11 protein-coding genes are annotated in these 15,445 nt (G+C 62.4%); 3 read left to right on the top strand and 8 right to left on the bottom strand.

Annotated elements, in window-relative coordinates; all coding sequences use genetic code 11:
* The first annotated feature begins 152 nt into the window (after positions 1-152).
* Positions 153-1,700 carry a sensor domain-containing diguanylate cyclase gene (locus tag BLU52_RS13805; RefSeq protein ID WP_090284043.1) on the top strand — a complete coding sequence of 516 codons (1,548 nt, stop codon included), beginning with the start codon at positions 153-155 and terminating at the stop codon, positions 1,698-1,700.
* Here BLU52_RS13805 and BLU52_RS13800 read toward each other — a convergent pair.
* The 4 genes from BLU52_RS13800 to BLU52_RS13785 all read right to left on the bottom strand — a co-directional run bounded on the left by BLU52_RS13800 (position 1,662) and on the right by BLU52_RS13785 (position 7,838).
* Positions 1,662-4,124: a PAS domain-containing protein gene (locus tag BLU52_RS13800; protein ID WP_090284041.1), complete on the bottom strand. Its 2,463-nt coding sequence runs from the start codon at positions 4,122-4,124 to the stop codon at positions 1,662-1,664. The genes BLU52_RS13805 and BLU52_RS13800 overlap by 39 nt on opposite strands.
* 122 nt (positions 4,125-4,246) lie before the next feature.
* Positions 4,247-5,785 (bottom strand): cryptochrome/photolyase family protein, encoded by a 1,539-nt coding sequence (locus tag BLU52_RS13795; RefSeq protein ID WP_090284039.1) that lies wholly within the window; start codon positions 5,783-5,785, stop codon positions 4,247-4,249.
* Between the two features lie 153 nt (positions 5,786-5,938).
* Positions 5,939-7,063, bottom strand: coding sequence for an alkene reductase (locus tag BLU52_RS13790; protein WP_090284038.1), 1,125 nt, complete (start codon positions 7,061-7,063; stop codon positions 5,939-5,941).
* 97 nt (positions 7,064-7,160) lie between these two features.
* Entirely contained in the window at positions 7,161-7,838 is a 678-nt protein-coding gene (locus BLU52_RS13785) for a type 1 glutamine amidotransferase domain-containing protein (protein ID WP_090284036.1), read from the bottom strand.
* Between the two features lie 210 nt (positions 7,839-8,048).
* On the opposite strand from BLU52_RS13785, the gene BLU52_RS13780 reads away from it, so the two are divergent.
* Both BLU52_RS13780 and BLU52_RS13775 read left to right on the top strand, forming a co-directional pair.
* Positions 8,049-8,633, top strand: coding sequence for a TetR/AcrR family transcriptional regulator (locus BLU52_RS13780; protein WP_090284034.1), 585 nt, complete (start codon positions 8,049-8,051; stop codon positions 8,631-8,633).
* Positions 8,634-8,776: 143 nt separating this feature from the next.
* Positions 8,777-10,903, top strand: coding sequence for a TonB-dependent siderophore receptor (locus tag BLU52_RS13775; RefSeq protein ID WP_090284032.1), 2,127 nt, complete (start codon positions 8,777-8,779; stop codon positions 10,901-10,903).
* A gap of 256 nt (positions 10,904-11,159) precedes the next feature.
* Here the strand turns inward: BLU52_RS13775 and BLU52_RS13770 are convergent, their stop codons facing one another.
* The 4 genes from BLU52_RS13770 to BLU52_RS13755 form a co-directional block, all read right to left on the bottom strand.
* A complete protein-coding gene (locus tag BLU52_RS13770) occupies positions 11,160-12,116 on the bottom strand; it encodes a 2-hydroxyacid dehydrogenase (protein WP_090284030.1) in 957 nt (318 codons plus the stop codon).
* Between the two features lie 32 nt (positions 12,117-12,148).
* The gene (locus BLU52_RS13765; protein WP_090288557.1) at positions 12,149-12,907 is read right to left on the bottom strand and encodes an SDR family oxidoreductase; all 759 of its coding nucleotides are present in this window, start codon (positions 12,905-12,907) and stop codon (positions 12,149-12,151) included.
* Between the two features lie 19 nt (positions 12,908-12,926).
* Positions 12,927-13,631 (bottom strand): fumarylacetoacetate hydrolase family protein, encoded by a 705-nt coding sequence (locus BLU52_RS13760; RefSeq protein ID WP_090284029.1) that lies wholly within the window; start codon positions 13,629-13,631, stop codon positions 12,927-12,929.
* 97 nt (positions 13,632-13,728) lie between these two features.
* Positions 13,729-15,078 carry an MFS transporter gene (locus BLU52_RS13755; protein WP_090284027.1) on the bottom strand — a complete coding sequence of 450 codons (1,350 nt, stop codon included), beginning with the start codon at positions 15,076-15,078 and terminating at the stop codon, positions 13,729-13,731.
* Between the last annotated feature and the right edge of the window lie 367 nt (positions 15,079-15,445).

Genomic DNA, 15,445 nt, shown 5'->3' with positions numbered 1-15,445 from the left:
AGGCAAGCTCCTACAGGATATTGCGCAGGATGATGCTGCGCGTTGCCTGGACTGCTTGTATCCTTGCCCCAGCCGAGGACATACGGTCGCTGTCAGGGCCTCGGTCCGCTGACGGCAGGAACGGGAAACCGGACTTTCCATAAGGTACTTTCGTGAAGCGTGATACCCACCTCGTCATCCTCCTGTTACTGGTGATCGGCTGTTCCCTGGCGTCCCTGACCATCTGGAAAGTCCTCGCTTCGCGCGAGCGTGCGCTGGAAGAAATCGACGTCCACAGCCTGAACCTTACGCAAGCACTGGCGACCTATTCCGAAGGCATCGTCCGCCAGAGTTCGCTGTTGTTGCTCGGCCTGGTCGAGCGCCTGGAAACCGAAGGCAGCGGCCCGGCACACATCGAGCGCTTGCGCACGTTGATCAACCATCAACAACCGCTGATGCCGCAACTGAGCGGCATCACCATTTACGACCGCCACGGCCATTGGCTGATGTCATCCAACCGGCCGATTCCCCAGGGCGCCGACAGCAGCGACCGCGCCTATTTCATTCATCATCGCGACGATCCGAGCCGTGAGACGTTCATCGGCCCGCCGATCCGCAGCCGCAGCAATGACGAGTGGGTGATCACCGTCAGCCGCCGCTTCAATGACGATCAGGGCGCGTTCGCCGGGGTGGTCGCGGTGACGCTGGGCGTGCAGAACTTTTTGCGTCTGTTTGGCAAACTCGATGTCGGTCAGGACGGCGCGATCGGCCTGTCGTACACCGACGGCACGCTGCTGGTGCGCTACCCGTTCCGCGAGCAGGACATGGGCCGCAACTTTTCCAAATCGCCGATCTACGCCAAATATCTGGTTGAGCGTTCGGTGGGCACCGCGTCGTTTACCTCCAGCCTGGACGGCGTCGAACGCCTCTATGCGTTTCGCAAAAGCCAGAAACTGCCGTTGATCACCACGGTCGCCCTCGGCAAACATGAAGCCCTCGCGGCGTGGCGCACGGAGGCCTTGCTGTCCGCGGTGGTGGTCGCCAGCCTGTTGGGGCTGACCGGTATCATCGGCTGGTTTTTGTATCGCGATATTCGTCGGCGCACCCAGATCGAAGAAGAGTTGCGGATCGCCCAGCAGCAGTTGCTCGGCTCCAATCGACAACTGGAATTGCTGGCGATGAAGGATGCGCTGACCGCGCTGGCGAACCGTCGCTGTTTCGATCAGACGCTCGCCACCGAAGCGCGTCGGGCCCAGCGTGACGGCGGCTCGCTGGCCTTGCTGATGATCGATCTGGATTACTTCAAGCTGTACAACGATGCGCTCGGGCATGTCGCTGGCGACGCGTGCCTGCAGGCAGTCGGCAAACTGCTGGAAGACTCGGTGCGGCGACCGTCGGATCTGGTCGCGCGCTACGGCGGCGAAGAGTTCGCGGTGATCATGCCCGACACCGACGCGGAGGGTGCGGCGGTGGTGGCGCAACTGCTCGTTGATCGCCTCAGGCAGGAACATCTGCCGCATCCCTCCAGCCCACTGGCCCGGGTCAGCGTGAGCATCGGCGTTGCCGCAGGGCAGGGGGCGCAACTGGATGCCGTGCAAAGCCTGATCGAATCCGCCGATCAGGCGCTGTATCAAGCCAAAGCCGCCGGACGCAACGGCTTCGCTGCGTACCGCGGTGAACCCTCACTCGAAGGGTGCGGCCATCAGCCCACTGACCCGTGACACCAACGTGTCGACCGCAAAGGGTTTGGTCAATACCTGCATGCCCGGCCCGAGCTGGCCATTGCCGATCACCGAGTTTTCCGCGTAGCCGGTGATGAACAGGGTTTTCAGCTGCGGGCGGATTTGCCGTCCGGCATCGGCCATCTGCCGACCGTTCATGCCGCCCGGCAGGCCGACGTCGGTGATCAACAGATCGATCTTCGCGCCGGAACGCAGCACTTCAAGCCCTTCGAGGCTGTCCGCCGCTTCGAGCAGGTTGTAGCCGAGGTCTTTGAGAATGTCCTTGAGCAGCAGGCGCACCGACGGCTCGTCGTCAACGATCAGGATGGTCTCGCTGGCCTTGGCAAACGGCGTGCTGGTGCTCTGCGCGTCGTCATTATTGCGTTGCGCCGCGCCGCGATAACGCGGCAGGTAAATGCACATTTCGGTGCCTTGGCCGACCTGCGACTGCACCCGCACCTGACCGCCGGATTGCTTGGTGAAACCGTAGATCATCGACAGCCCCAGCCCGGTGCCTTGACCCAATGGCTTGGTGGTGAAAAACGGATCGAAAGCCTTGGCCATGACTTCGGCGCTCATGCCGGTACCGGTGTCGGTGACGCACAGGCACAGGTACTGACCGGCGGGCATGTCCAGCGCCCGCGCGGCTTCGGCATCGAGCGTACGATTGGCGGTTTCGACGATGATGCGCCCGCCATCGGGCATGGCATCGCGGGCGTTGATGCACAGGTTGAGCAGGGCGTTTTCCAGTTGGCTGGCATCGACCAGCGCCGGCCACAGATCGGCGGCGACCACGGTTTTCAGGCGAATGCTCGGTCCGACGGTACGCTGGATCAATTCGCTCATGCCGGCGATCAGCGCGTTGACTTCTGTCGGTCGTGGATCGAGGGTCTGACGCCTGGAGAATGCCAGCAGTCGATGGGTCAGGGCGGCCGCCCGCTTGGCTGCGTCCTGAGCGATTTCCATGTACTTGCCGATGTCCTGCAGTCGACCTTGACTGACCCTTTTGTCGACCAGCTCAAGCGAGGCGCAAATCCCCGCGAGCAGGTTATTGAAGTCATGGGCGAGGCCGCCGGTGAGCTGACCGACCGCTTCCATTTTTTGCGATTGGCGCAGCTTTTCTTCGGCCTGCATCAGCTCGGCGGTGCGTGCCGAGACCCGTTGTTCGAGGGTGTCATTGAGTGCGCGCAGAGCGGCGGTGGCGCGGTCGCGCTCGGCCTCGACATTGCGCCGCTCTTCGACATCGATGAGCACCCCGGGAAAACGCAGCGGCGTTCCGTCCTCGGCGCATTCGACGCGGCCATTGGCTTCGATCCAGGTGTATTTGCCGTCGGCGCCGCACACGCGGTACTGATGCGAATAGGCACCGCCACGGGCGATCACTTCGTTGATCGCAGCGATCAGTCCGTCACGGTCGTCGGGGTGGACGCTGATGACTATCTGCTCAAGGCTCAGGCCATCGCGGCCCAGCGCCGGGTCGAGATTGAACACCCGGGCGAAGGCTTCATCGACGGAAAAACCATCGGAGGGCAGGTGCCAGTGCCAGGTGCCGATGATCGCGCCGGCGGCGAGGGCCAGTTGCACACGCTCAATGTTTTCGCGGGCCACGGCCTCGCTGACGCGCAGCCGTTCCTGGGCATTGCGGCGTTCGGTGACGTCATTGAACAGAATTGCGATCTGCCGATCGGCCGGCTCGCCAACACGCACGGCGCGCACGTCGAACCAGCGTTCGAAGGTATTGGCATAGTTTTCGAAGTTGGCCGGTTCACCGGTTTTCGCCACATGGCCGTAGGTCTCGAACCAGAACCGTTCCAGGTTCGGTGCAAACTCGGTGACCCATTTGCCGCGTAGATTGACCCCGGCCTGACGCTCGAACGCCGGGTTGGCTTCGACGAAGAAATAATCGATCGGCTGGTCGTCGGCATCGAATTTGACCTTGACGATGGCAAACGCCGCTTCGATGGTTTCGAGGATTGTGCTGAAGCGTTCTTCGCTCAGGCGCAGTGCATTTTCCGCGCTGCGCGAGCGGGTCAGGTCGAGCATCGCGCCAATCATCCGCTCGGGCTGGCCGGCGGCGTCGCGGATCAAATGACCGCGATCGAGGACTTCGGCGTAGGAACCGTCGTGGCAGCGAAAGCGGTACTCGGCGCTCCAGGTGGTGCCTGTGCCGTCGATTGCCGAGCGAATCGAGGTGGTCACTCGGCCACGGTCTTGAGTGTGGATCTGCGCAAAACGCCAGTCGCAGGTCGGCTCGATGGCCTCGGCGACGTAGCCGTAGGCCTGTTGCAGTGAGTCGTTCCAGACGATCCGGTCGGTCTTCAGATCCCAGTCCCAGACCGCGTCGCAGGTGGCTTCCACGGCCAGGCGCAGGCGCGTGACCTCGGATTCGAGCTGCTCGCGAGAAAGCTGTTTCAGGACATCCACTCCTCATGCCTTATTGATGGTCGGCTCAGCATTCGAACGGCACGCCGCAACGAACCTCCATGAGCCTGACGCTGTGTCAGCATTGACCCGGCGCGTCACATTTAAGTTGCACGGCCGCGCAGCTATAACGCATCGCCGTTATCCAGCCGCTCGAGCAGGCTCTGCCCGCGTTGCCACAGCGCCTGCTGTTTGGCCAGCGGCATGCGGTCGAGATTTTTGTACATCATGCTCATCCGCTGATTGCCGCGCAGCAGATCGCCGTGGCGCATCAGGAAATGCCAGTACAGGGCGTTGAACGGGCAGGCGTTGTCGGCCGTGGTTTCGCGTACCGAGTAGGCGCAGTCGCGGCAGTAGTCGGACATTCGGTTGATGTACTGGCCGCTGGCGCAGTACGGCTTGGAACCGAGGTAGCCGCCGTCGGCATGCATGACCATGCCGAGGGTGTTGGGCAACTCGACCCATTCGAACGCGTCCATGTAAATCGCCAGGTACCAGTCGCAGATCTGGCGCGGCGCGATGCCGGCGAGCAGGGCGAAATTGCCGGTCACCATCAGTCGCTGAATATGGTGGGCGTACGCGTGCTGGAGGCTTTGGCCGATGGCCTGGCGCATGCAGTTCATTTGCGTGGCGCCGGTCCAGTAGAACTCCGGCAGGGCACGCTGATTGGCGAAGACATTGCCGTCGGCGTACTCAGGCATTTTCAGCCAGTACACGCCACGCACGTATTCGCGCCAGCCGATCAATTGGCGGATAAAGCCTTCGGCGGCATTCAGCGCGATTGCGCCGGACCAGTACGCAGATTCGACGTCGCTGCACAGCTGGCGCAGATCGAGCAGACCGATGTTCAACGCAGCGCTGATGCGGGCGTGGAACAGGAACGGCTCGTCGCTGGCCATCGCATCCTGATAGTCACCGAAACCGGCTAGACCGTAGTCGAGAAAACAAGCCCAGAGTGACTGCGCGTCGGCGTGGGTCACCGGGTAATTGAAATCGTCGAGGCTGCCGTAGTGACTGGCGAAACGCGCAGCGACCAGCGCCAACACGTCGTGTGTGATCGCGTCGTTGGCAAAGCGCGCGGGGTAGGGTGGCTTGGCGCCCTTGGGCAGGGCTTTGCGGTTGTCGCTGTCGAAGTTCCAGGCGCCGCCGACCGGGGTGCCGTCACCGTTGAGCAGCAGGCGGCTTTTGCGACGCATGTCGCGGTAGAAGTACTCCATGCGCAGCTGTTTTTTCCCGGCGGCCCAGGCGCGGAATTCATCGCGCGAGCAGAGAAAACGCCGGTCCGCGTGCCAGTGAATGGGCAGTCCGCAATCTTTCACTGATTGTTCCAGACGCCAGTCGCCGCATTCAGTGAGGTGCACTTGCTGCGCTTGCAAAAGCGCCTGCCAGCGCTTGAGTTCGCCGGGCACCGAGCCGCTGTTTTGTGGGTCGTCGAGGGTGACGTAATGCACACGAATGCCCTGGTCTTGCAGGGCCTTGGCGAAGTGGCGCATGGCGCTGAAGATCAGCGCGATCTTTTGCGGATGGTGGGCGACATGGGTGGCCTCTTCCATGACCTCGACCAGCAGCACAGCGTCGTGCTCGCGGTCGAGATCGGCGAGGCAAGCGAGGTCGAACGACAACTGGTCGCCCAGCACCAGACAGAGCCGATGGGTGGTGTTCATGTGCACGGATTCAGGTGAGGAGCAGCAACGGGTGCTCGGCCAGGGATTCGTTGTTTGGCTGTGAATACTTATACAGATTGTAGCTCGTGTATAGATATTTGCGCGCTGTTGAACGAAAACCTGCGGTGCCTGAATCGTGCACAGATCGCCGGGTTAGCCGCCGTATGACGGGTAGTCGGTATAGCCTTCAGCGCCACCACCGTAGACGGTCGCCGGGTTCAAGGCATTCAGCGGCCAGCCGTTGGCGATGCGTGCCGGCAGGTCAGGGTTGACCATGAACGGACGGCCGAACGCGACCAGATCCGCCAGGCCGGATTCCAGCAAGCGCGCGCCGGATTCGGCGGTATAGCGCCCGGCATAAATGATCGCGCCGCTGAAGGTGTCGCGCACGGCCTGACGGAAAGTCACGGGCATTTCGGGAGCGTTGTCCCAGTCCGCTTCGGCGATGGACAGATAGGCGATGCCCACGTCCTCAAGAATCTTGATCGCTTCGATGTAGGTGGTGTGCGGATCGTCTTCGACCAGGCCCAGATACGTCCGCGCTTCATCAGTGGTGGTGAACAGCGGCGCGAAGCGTACGCCGACCTTGTTCTTGCCAATGCATTCGGCGACGCCGGCGACCACGTCACGCAGAAAGCGCAGGCGATTGTGCAGCGAGCCACCGTATTGATCGTCGCGCAGGTTGCTGTGCGCCGAGATGAATTGATTGACCAGATAACCATTGGCGCAGTGCAACTCGATGCCGTCGAAACCGGCGTCCATCGCATTGCGCGCAGCCTGGATATACAGCTGCACCAGTTCTTCAACTTCTGTCGTACTTAGTGCGCGCGGGGCCGAAGGGCTGACCAGCTCACCGGCGCCGGGCGCGGTTTCGATGAACACGCTGACCCGATCGGTCGCCACCGCCGAAGCCGATACAGGGGCCGCGCCGCCGGGTTGCAACGCGCTGTGCGAGACCCGGCCAACGTGCCACAACTGGGCGAAAATCACCCCGCCAGCGTCATGCACGGCCTCGGTGACTACACGCCAACCGGCGATTTGCTCCGGGGTATGGATGCCCGGTGTCCACGCGTAACCCTGACCGCGCGGTTCGATCTGCGTGCCTTCGGTGATCAGCAGGCCGGCGCCGGCACGCTGCTGGTAATACTCGGCCATCAGCGCGTTGGCGACATTGCCCGGTTGCGTGCTGCGCTGGCGGGTCAGGGGCGGCAGGACGATACGGTTTTTCAGGGTGTGACCGCCAAGGGTGACGGGGGTAAAAAACGGGTTGTGCTTCATGGAATGACCTTGAGTAATTAGACCAGTCGACTATTAATCGATTGAAAAAAAACGCCGGGCTAACCGCGCACGGCGTTCTTGGGTTTTGGGCGCGAACTTAGCCGAGCAGTTTCAGCAGTTTCTCGGCGACGGCGGCGGAGCTGGCCGGGTTCTGGCCGGTGACCAGTTGCCCGTCGGCGACCACGTGTACCTGCCAATCAGCGACTTTCGAGTATTGACCGCCCAGACGCTGGAACTCGTCTTCGATCAAGAACGGCACCACGTCGGTGAGGCCGACCGCTGCTTCTTCAGCGTTGGTAAAACCGGTGACGTTGCGGCCCTTGACGATTGGCTGGCCGTCGGGCCGAACCACATGAAGCAGCACGCCCGGTGCGTGGCAGACAAAACCGTGCGGCTTGTTGGCGCGGTCGAAGGCTTCGATCAGGGCGATCGAGTGTTTGTCCTCGGCCAGATCCCACAGCGGGCCGTGGCCACCTGGGTAGAACACCGCATCGAAATCGTCTGCGCTGACCTCGGCCAGGCGTCCGGTGTTTGCCAGTGCCTGTTGGGCGGCCGGGTCCTGGCGGAAGCGATCGGTTTCAGCGGTCTGCGCGCCGGGCTCGTCGCTTTTCGGATCGAGCGGTGGTTGACCACCGGCCGGCGAGACCAGCGTGACGTCGGCACCGGCGTCCTTGAAGGCGTAATAGGGGGCGGCGAATTCTTCCAGCCAGAAACCGGTTTTCTTGCCGGTCTTGCCCAGTTGGTCGTGAGAGGTCAGCACCATCAGGATTTTCATAAACGCACCTTTGTGTGAGTCAGGTGTTTCGTGGGAGAGGGATTCGCCCATCGCTGGCACCCGGCAGAAATCGTTTGTCGGAGCGCAGCATAGATCTCAATTAGACCAGTCGTCTAGTAATTTTTTATCTTTGGTTTTTTCGGTAGCAGTTATGGCAAACTCGCCTTCCTTCTCAGCATACGACTGGTCTATTGCCAGCTAATTCGCGCCATGAAACCGACCTACGACGACACCCGCCAACACTTGCTCGACACCGGCCACCGGATGATGGCCGAGAAGGGCTTCACCAGCGTTGGCCTCAACGAGATCCTGCAGACCGCCGGTGTGCCCAAGGGCTCGTTCTATCACTACTTCAAATCCAAAGAACTCTATGGCCAGGCGCTGCTCGAGGATTACTTCGTCGGCTACCTCGCCGACATGGAGCGCCGCCTGACGCTGCCGGGGCTCAACGCCTACGAGCGGCTGATGGATTACTGGCAGGGCTGGCAGAACCGCTGCACCCTCGAAGGCCACGGCGATGAATGCCTGGTGGTGAAACTCAGCGCCGAGGTCGCCGACCTCTCCGAGTCGATGCGTCTGACCTTGCGCGATGGCGCCGAGCGCGTGGTATCGCGCATCACCGAATGCCTCGAACAGGGCCAGACGGACGGCAGCGTGCCCAAGGGCGATGCCCGGCATCTGGCGGAAACCCTGTATCAACTGTGGCTGGGCGCCAGCCTGTTGAACAAGTTGCAGCGCACCGGACAGTCGCTGCAAACCTCGATGGCGATGACCACGCGGCTACTGGGGCACTGATTCGAGACCATTGGGTCAGCAATCCTGATCAACATGACAAATAAGAATAAGTTTCAATTACGCATTGCTCTGGTATACCATGCGCGCCGTTTCGCTGGCAGTTCTGCCATCCGTTCTGGCCTATTCGTAAAGGTTTCCTTTTCATGCGTCGTACTCTGCTTTCCATTTGCGTGCTGCAGGCGTTGTCTTCTTCTTCGTGGGCCGAACAGGCTGTTAACGCACCCTCAGTGCTTGAGCTGGACGCCACCGATGTGGTCGGCACGGCAGATTACGAACGGGCCGACGGCCCGGTGCAGGGCTATCGCGCGACGCGTTCGGCCAGTGCCACGCGCACCGACACGGCGATCCATGAAACCGCGCAATCGATCAGCGTAGTGACCAAAGATGCGGTCGAGGACATCGGCGCGACGCGCTTGCAGGACGCCCTGGATTACGCCGGCGGCGTCGGCCGCGCGAACAATTTCGGCGGCCAGGGCCTGACCACCTTCACAGTGCGCGGCTTCACCACCGGCGAGTTTTATCGCAACGGTTTCCCGATCAACCGCGGCTATCCGAACATGCCCGACGCCAACACCATCGAGCGTCTGGAAGTGCTGCGCGGCCCGGCCACCACGCTCTACGGCCGCGGCGATCCAGGCGGCACCTTCAACGTCGTGTCCAAGCAGCCGCTGGCCGAGCGCACCGTCACCCTCGGCAGCCAGCTCAACGATCAAGGCATGCAACGCGGCACCCTCGATGCGTCCGGGCCGCTCGATGAAGAGGGGCGCCTGGCCTATCGGCTCAATGTGGTGGGCGAGGGCGGCGATACCTTTCGCGACCACGTCGAGACCGAACGATACGGCATCACGCCGGTGCTGAGCTGGCAGGCGACCGATGCGACCAAGGTGATTTTCGAAGGCGATTTCATGCGCAACAATGCGCCGCTCGACCGTGGCGTGACGCGCTATCCAAAGCAGATCGGCACCGCCTCGCGCGACACTTTCTTCGGTGAGAAAGACGTCGGCAAATTGCACAATGACAACAACGTGGCCCAGTTGCGTTTCGAGCACCTGCTCAACGACGACTGGACCCTGGGCGGTGGTTTCCAGTGGCTCGACGGTTCGCTTAAAGGCAACGCGATCGAAGCCAACGGCATCGCTGCTGACGGTCGCACCCTGGGGCGCAACTTCAACTACCGCAAGCTGGAATGGACCGACAAGGACACCCAGCTGAATCTGACCGGGCACTTCAGCACCGGCGGTCTGCAGCACACCTTGCTCACCGGCATCGAATACGAAGACTACGACTACAAGTCGATCATCCAGCGCTCCAGCGGTGCGGTCGGTGCCTACCCGATCGACATCTTCGATCCGGTCTACGGCCAGCCGCGCCCGGCCCTGACCCGCACGCCGACCCACGACAAGGAAAACCTCAAGACCTACGCCGCCTTCGTGCAGGATCAGGTGGCGTTGACCGAGCGCCTGAAAGTGCTGGCCGGGGCGCGCTTCGAGCGTTTCGAACACGACTATGAAACCTACGTGCCGGGCGGCAAGAGTTGGCAGGCGGCGGATAACGCGGTGACCCCGCGTCTGGGCGTGACCTACGATCTGACCGAAACCCTCGCGGTCTATGCCAACACCGCGCGCTCGTTCAAACCCAACACCGGCGCCAGCCGCGTCGGTGGCGGCTTCGCCCCGGAGAAAGGCAAGTCCTATGAGATGGGCCTCAAGTGGGAGGCGCTGGATCACCAGTTGAGCGTGGATGCGGCGATCTACCAGATCGAAAAACGCAACGTACTGACCACCGACCCGGTCGACTCGACCTTCAGCGTCGCCGCAGGCGAGGTGCGCAGCCGTGGCTTCGACCTGAACGTCGCCGGCAACCTGACCCCGGAGTGGCGGGTCATCGGCGGCTATGCCTATGTCGATGCCGAAGTGACCAAGGACAACACGATCCGCTCCGGCACCCGCTTGCTGAACATTCCGCAAAACAGCTTCAGCCTGCTCAACGTCTACGAATTCCAGGACGGCGCCCTCAAAGGCCTGGGCCTCGGCACCGGGCTCAAGTATGTCGACGAACGCGCCGGGCAAACCGCCAATACCGCGTTTTCGATGGACAGCTACACGGTGGTCGATTTGCTGGGCTTTTATAAGGTCAACGACAAGGTCCGGCTCAACCTTGATCTGAAGAATCTGTTCGATCGTGATTATGAGGAAGGGGCGTTCGGCAACGTCTACGCCTATCCGGGCGCGCCGCGGACGGTGCAGGTGGGGATTTCTTATACCTTGTGAGGTGGTTTGGATCTGTGTGAACCGCAGCCCCTCACCCCAGCCCTCCCGAAACGTCGGACCGCCCAGAGGGAGAGGGAGCCGACCGTGGTGTCTGAGGCCATGCATTGACCTGCGACACCGAGTCGATTATCGAGCTTGGCGGTTATGGATTCACCTTCGCTCTCTCAGGTCGGCGTAACACGCCAATATCCCCGGATCGGTTCCCTCTCCCTTGGGAGAGGGCTAGGGTGAGGGGCTGCCATTTCCGCCCCGGCGCTTACCCCGTGACACACCCCTGTGGCACCTTGCCGGCAAAGCTGTCGAGCAGGCTGGCAACCACCATTTCGCCCATGCGCGTGCGCGTCTGCAGGGTGGCGCTGGCGCGGTGCGGTTGCAGCACCACCTGTTCGTTGTTGAACAAGGCTTCTGGCACATTCGGCTCATCGACGAACACATCCAGCCCGGCCCCGGCGATCTCGCCGGCCGTCAGCGCCGCCAGCAGGTGCGCTTCATTGACCAGTTTGCCGCGCGCCACATTGATCAGATAACCGCCCTTGCCCAACGCTTGCAGGACGTCGGCGTTGATGATCGCTTCAGCCTTGTCGGCCGCGGCGGCGAGAATCAGCGCGTCGCTGTCGCGCGCCAACTGCTTGAGATTGGCGACGAAGGTGTGGCTGACATCGCTCATCGGCTGCAGATCGGTGTAACTGATCGGGCAGCCGAACGCGGCGGCGCGACTGGCCACGGCACGACCGACCCGGCCCATGCCGACGATGCCGATGCGCATGCCCGACACCTGTCGCGCCAGTGGCAGCGGCGCCAGCGGCGTCGGGCTGTGCGGCCACTCGCCCGAGCGCACGTAGCGATCGCTGGTGCACAGGCCACGGCACACGGCGATCAGCAAGCCGATGGCGAGGTCGGCGACGTCTTCGGTCAGCGCGCCAATGGTTGCTGTAACGCGAATACCACGATCGCGGGCGTACGCCAGGTCGACCGCATCGGTGCCGACCCCATTGACCGCCACCACTTCCAGTCGCGGCAATTGCGCCATCAGGGCCTGGCTGATGCCGGTGTGCCCGCCGGTGATCACCCCGCGAATATTGGCGCCATGCTCACGCAAATAGGCGGCTTTGTCGGCCTGCTGGAAATAGCGTCTGACGGTGAACAATTCATCGAGACGGGCGTTGATTTCAGGAATCAGGATCGGGCTCAACTGCAAGACTTCGGGCTTCATGTAAACCTCACTTACCGAATAAAAAGGCCGGCTCAACCGCGGCCGGCAAACGGCATGGCAGTGGCCATGACGGTCATGTTCAGAACGTTGGCCGACAGCGGCAGGCCAGCGATGTAGCGCACCGCCTCGGCGACGTGTTTGACATCGACCATCGGCTCGACGGCGATGCTGCCGTTGGCCTGGCGCACGCCGCGGGTCATGCGCTCGGACATCTCGGTCAACGCATTGCCGATGTCGATCTGGCTGCAAGCGATGTTGAATTCGCGACCGTCCAGCGCCAGCGATCTGGTCAGGCCCAGCACCGCGTGTTTGCTCGCGGTGTAGGCGCTGCTGAACGGGCGTGGCGTGTGCGCGGAAATCGAACCGTTGTTGATGATGCGTCCGCCCTGTGGCTGCTGGCGGCGCATCAGGCCGAAGGCGCCGCGGGCACACAGGAAAACCCCGTTGAGATTGGTGTCGATGACGTTGCGCCACTGCTCGAAGGTCAGCTCATCCAGCGGCACGGCAGGGGCATTCACCCCGGCATTGTTGAACACCACGTCGAGGCGCCCGTAGACCTCGGCAATGCTGGCGAACAGCGCGTCGACACTGGCGGGGTCGCGCACGTCGGTGGGTACCGCCAGCGCTTGGTGGCCTTCGCTTGTCGCCAGTTCGACCAGCGCTTGCAAAGGTTCCGCTCGGCGTCCGGCGGCGACCACGGTGAACCCGTCGGCCATCAGGCCCAGCGCCACGGCGCGACCGATGCCGCTGCCGGCGCCGGTGACCAGCGCAACTTTTAGCGGAGATGAAATGGACATGCTGAGGTTCTCCTTATGCAAATGACTGCGGACGAGCGCCGACGCGCATTTCCAATTGACCGATGCCATCGATGCCGGCGCTGATCAGGTCGCCGGGCTGCAGCGCATCGACGCCCGCCGGGCTGCCGGTCATGATCAGATCGCCGGCGCGCAACGCCATCGAACGAGAGATGCGGCTGATCACTTCGCTGACCGACCAGATCTGGTTGTCTAGGCTGTCACGCTGACGTTCCTCGCCGTTGACGTTGAGCCACAACTCGCCCTCGGGATGGCCGCTGCGACTGACCGGCACAATCGCCGTTATCGGCGCGGCGCCATCAAACACCTTGGCGCCTTCCCACGGCAGGCCCTTGCTCTTGGCCGCCAGTTGCACGTCGCGGCGGGTCAGGTCGAGCCCGGCGGCGTAGCCCCAGACATAGGCCAGCGCCTGGCTTTCGGGAATGTTCGCGCCACCTTCGCCAATCGCCACCACCAGTTCGATTTCGTGGACGAACTCTTCGGTCAGCGGCGGGTAGGCCACGTCACCGACGGCATCGACGACATTGCTCGCTGGCTTCATGAAGAACACCGGCAGCTGGCGCGACTGGCCCTGGCTGTCCGGCCAGGGGTAGTTGCGACCGACACAAAACACCCGACCGACAGGAAAGCGTTGCGCGCTGCCCACCACCGGCAAGGTTGCGGGCAGATCCGGAGTGAAAACGTATTCAGTCATGTTCATCCTGTGAGGTCCTGTGTGTGAGATCAGCCTACGGCGGCGCGCGTCGATGTAGTTGGACGATTGCCGCTTCGGCTTGGAGAAAACGGTGCTGTTGCGCTCAGCGCGGTTTCAGTTCGATGCGGTACAGCCGGCCGAGCAGCAGCGAGTAGGAGAGGGTGCCGATCAGCGCCACGCCGCCGATGAACCAGAACGCCCAGGCGAACGAGCCGGTGGCATGCACGATGGCGCCAATCACGATCGGCGTGACGATGCCGCCGATGTTCGCCGCCAGGCTGGTGATGCCGCCGGTCAGGCCGATCAGCTCCTTCGGCGCGACTTCCGAGACCGCCGCCCATGAAGACGAGGCGATGCCTTGAGCGAAAAAAGCGATGGTCAGCACGGCAATGCAGAACGTGTTCGAGTCGGTGAAATTCACCAGCACGATCGACATGCCCAGCATCGACCCGACCACCAGCGGCAACTTGCGGGCGAACGACATCGAGTAGCCCCGGCGGATCAGCCCGTCTGAGACGATCCCGGCGAGGAGGATGCCCACGGTGGCGCCGACGAAGGGCAACACGGCGAAGATCCCGGCCTTGATCATCGTCAGGTGGCGTTCTTCGATGAGGTAAGTGGGGAACCAGGTCAGGAAGAAGTACAGCGCCGAGGTGCTGGCGAACTTGCCGATGCAGATCGCCCAGACCTGACGGTAGCTGAACAGCTCGGCGATCTGCCGCCAGTTGAAACGGGTGCGTTCCTGACTGCTTTTGACCAGTCCGCCGCCCGCTTCGATGTACTGCAATTCGGCCTTGCTGACCTTTTTGCAGTTCAGCGGATCGCGATACAGGTACAGCCACAACACACCGAAAACAATGCCCAGTGCGCCAGTGCTGTAGAACACGTGGCGCCAGTCGAAGGTGGTGGCCAGCCACAGCAGCGCGCCGGTGAACAGCGCCGTGCCGAGGTATTGGCCGCAGACGTATATGCTGCTCGCCAGTCCGCGTTCGCGGGCCGGGAACCACACCGTCACCGCGCGGCTGTTGGCCGGAAACGCCGGGGCTTCCATCGCACCGACCGCCAAACGCAGGCCGAACAGCGACGCGAAACCGGTGGCGAAGCCTTGGCACACGGTGACCGTCGACCAACTGATCAGCGACACCCCGTAGGTGAAGCGCGAGCCAAAGCGGTCGGCGATGAACCCGGCCGGCACCAGCGCCAACGCATAGGTCCAGGCGAACGCGGAGAAGATCAGGCCCATCTCGATCTTGTCCAGGCCCAGATCCTTGGCCATGAACGGTGCGGCGATCGAGATATTGACCCGGTCGATGTAGTTGATGATGGTCGCGATCAGCAACAGCGACAACATGAACCAGCGCCGCCGCGAGGGCAGGCGTTGCGGAACCACGGCGTCGCGCGCGCCGGCAATCACCGGCGGCACACTGGCTTGAGAAGCATGGGAATTAGACATGGTCGGACCTCGTTATTGTTAGAAGGATCGAGAGGTTTTCGCGCAGCCGAAGGCCTTGCCCACGAGCGGCGGGGCAGACAGATCGGCACTGCAAAGCGACGGCACAAAGGCCCGGCGTCAGACGTTCAGGGACGTCTCACGGCGGGCCGGTTCGGCGGGGTCGGGAGGGTCGGCGAGGGGCAATGGCTGGTTCATGACGTGCACACCTTTGATTGTTTTTGGAGGAGGCTGGGCTGCGTTGGCTATTACAGTGGTCGTACAACCTCGTCAGATCAAGCCAGGGGTTAGAACGTTTTTTCTTATGACGCGGGCGCCGCTTAAACCTGTCCAAGAAAAAATCTGCGTGCAACGCTTCAGAATCAATCGG

The organism is Pseudomonas granadensis (assembly GCF_900105485.1).
Taxonomy (GTDB): domain Bacteria; phylum Pseudomonadota; class Gammaproteobacteria; order Pseudomonadales; family Pseudomonadaceae; genus Aquipseudomonas; species Aquipseudomonas granadensis.
Note: the sequence above shows the minus strand (reverse complement) of the source record. Positions and strands in the feature narration are given on the sequence as shown.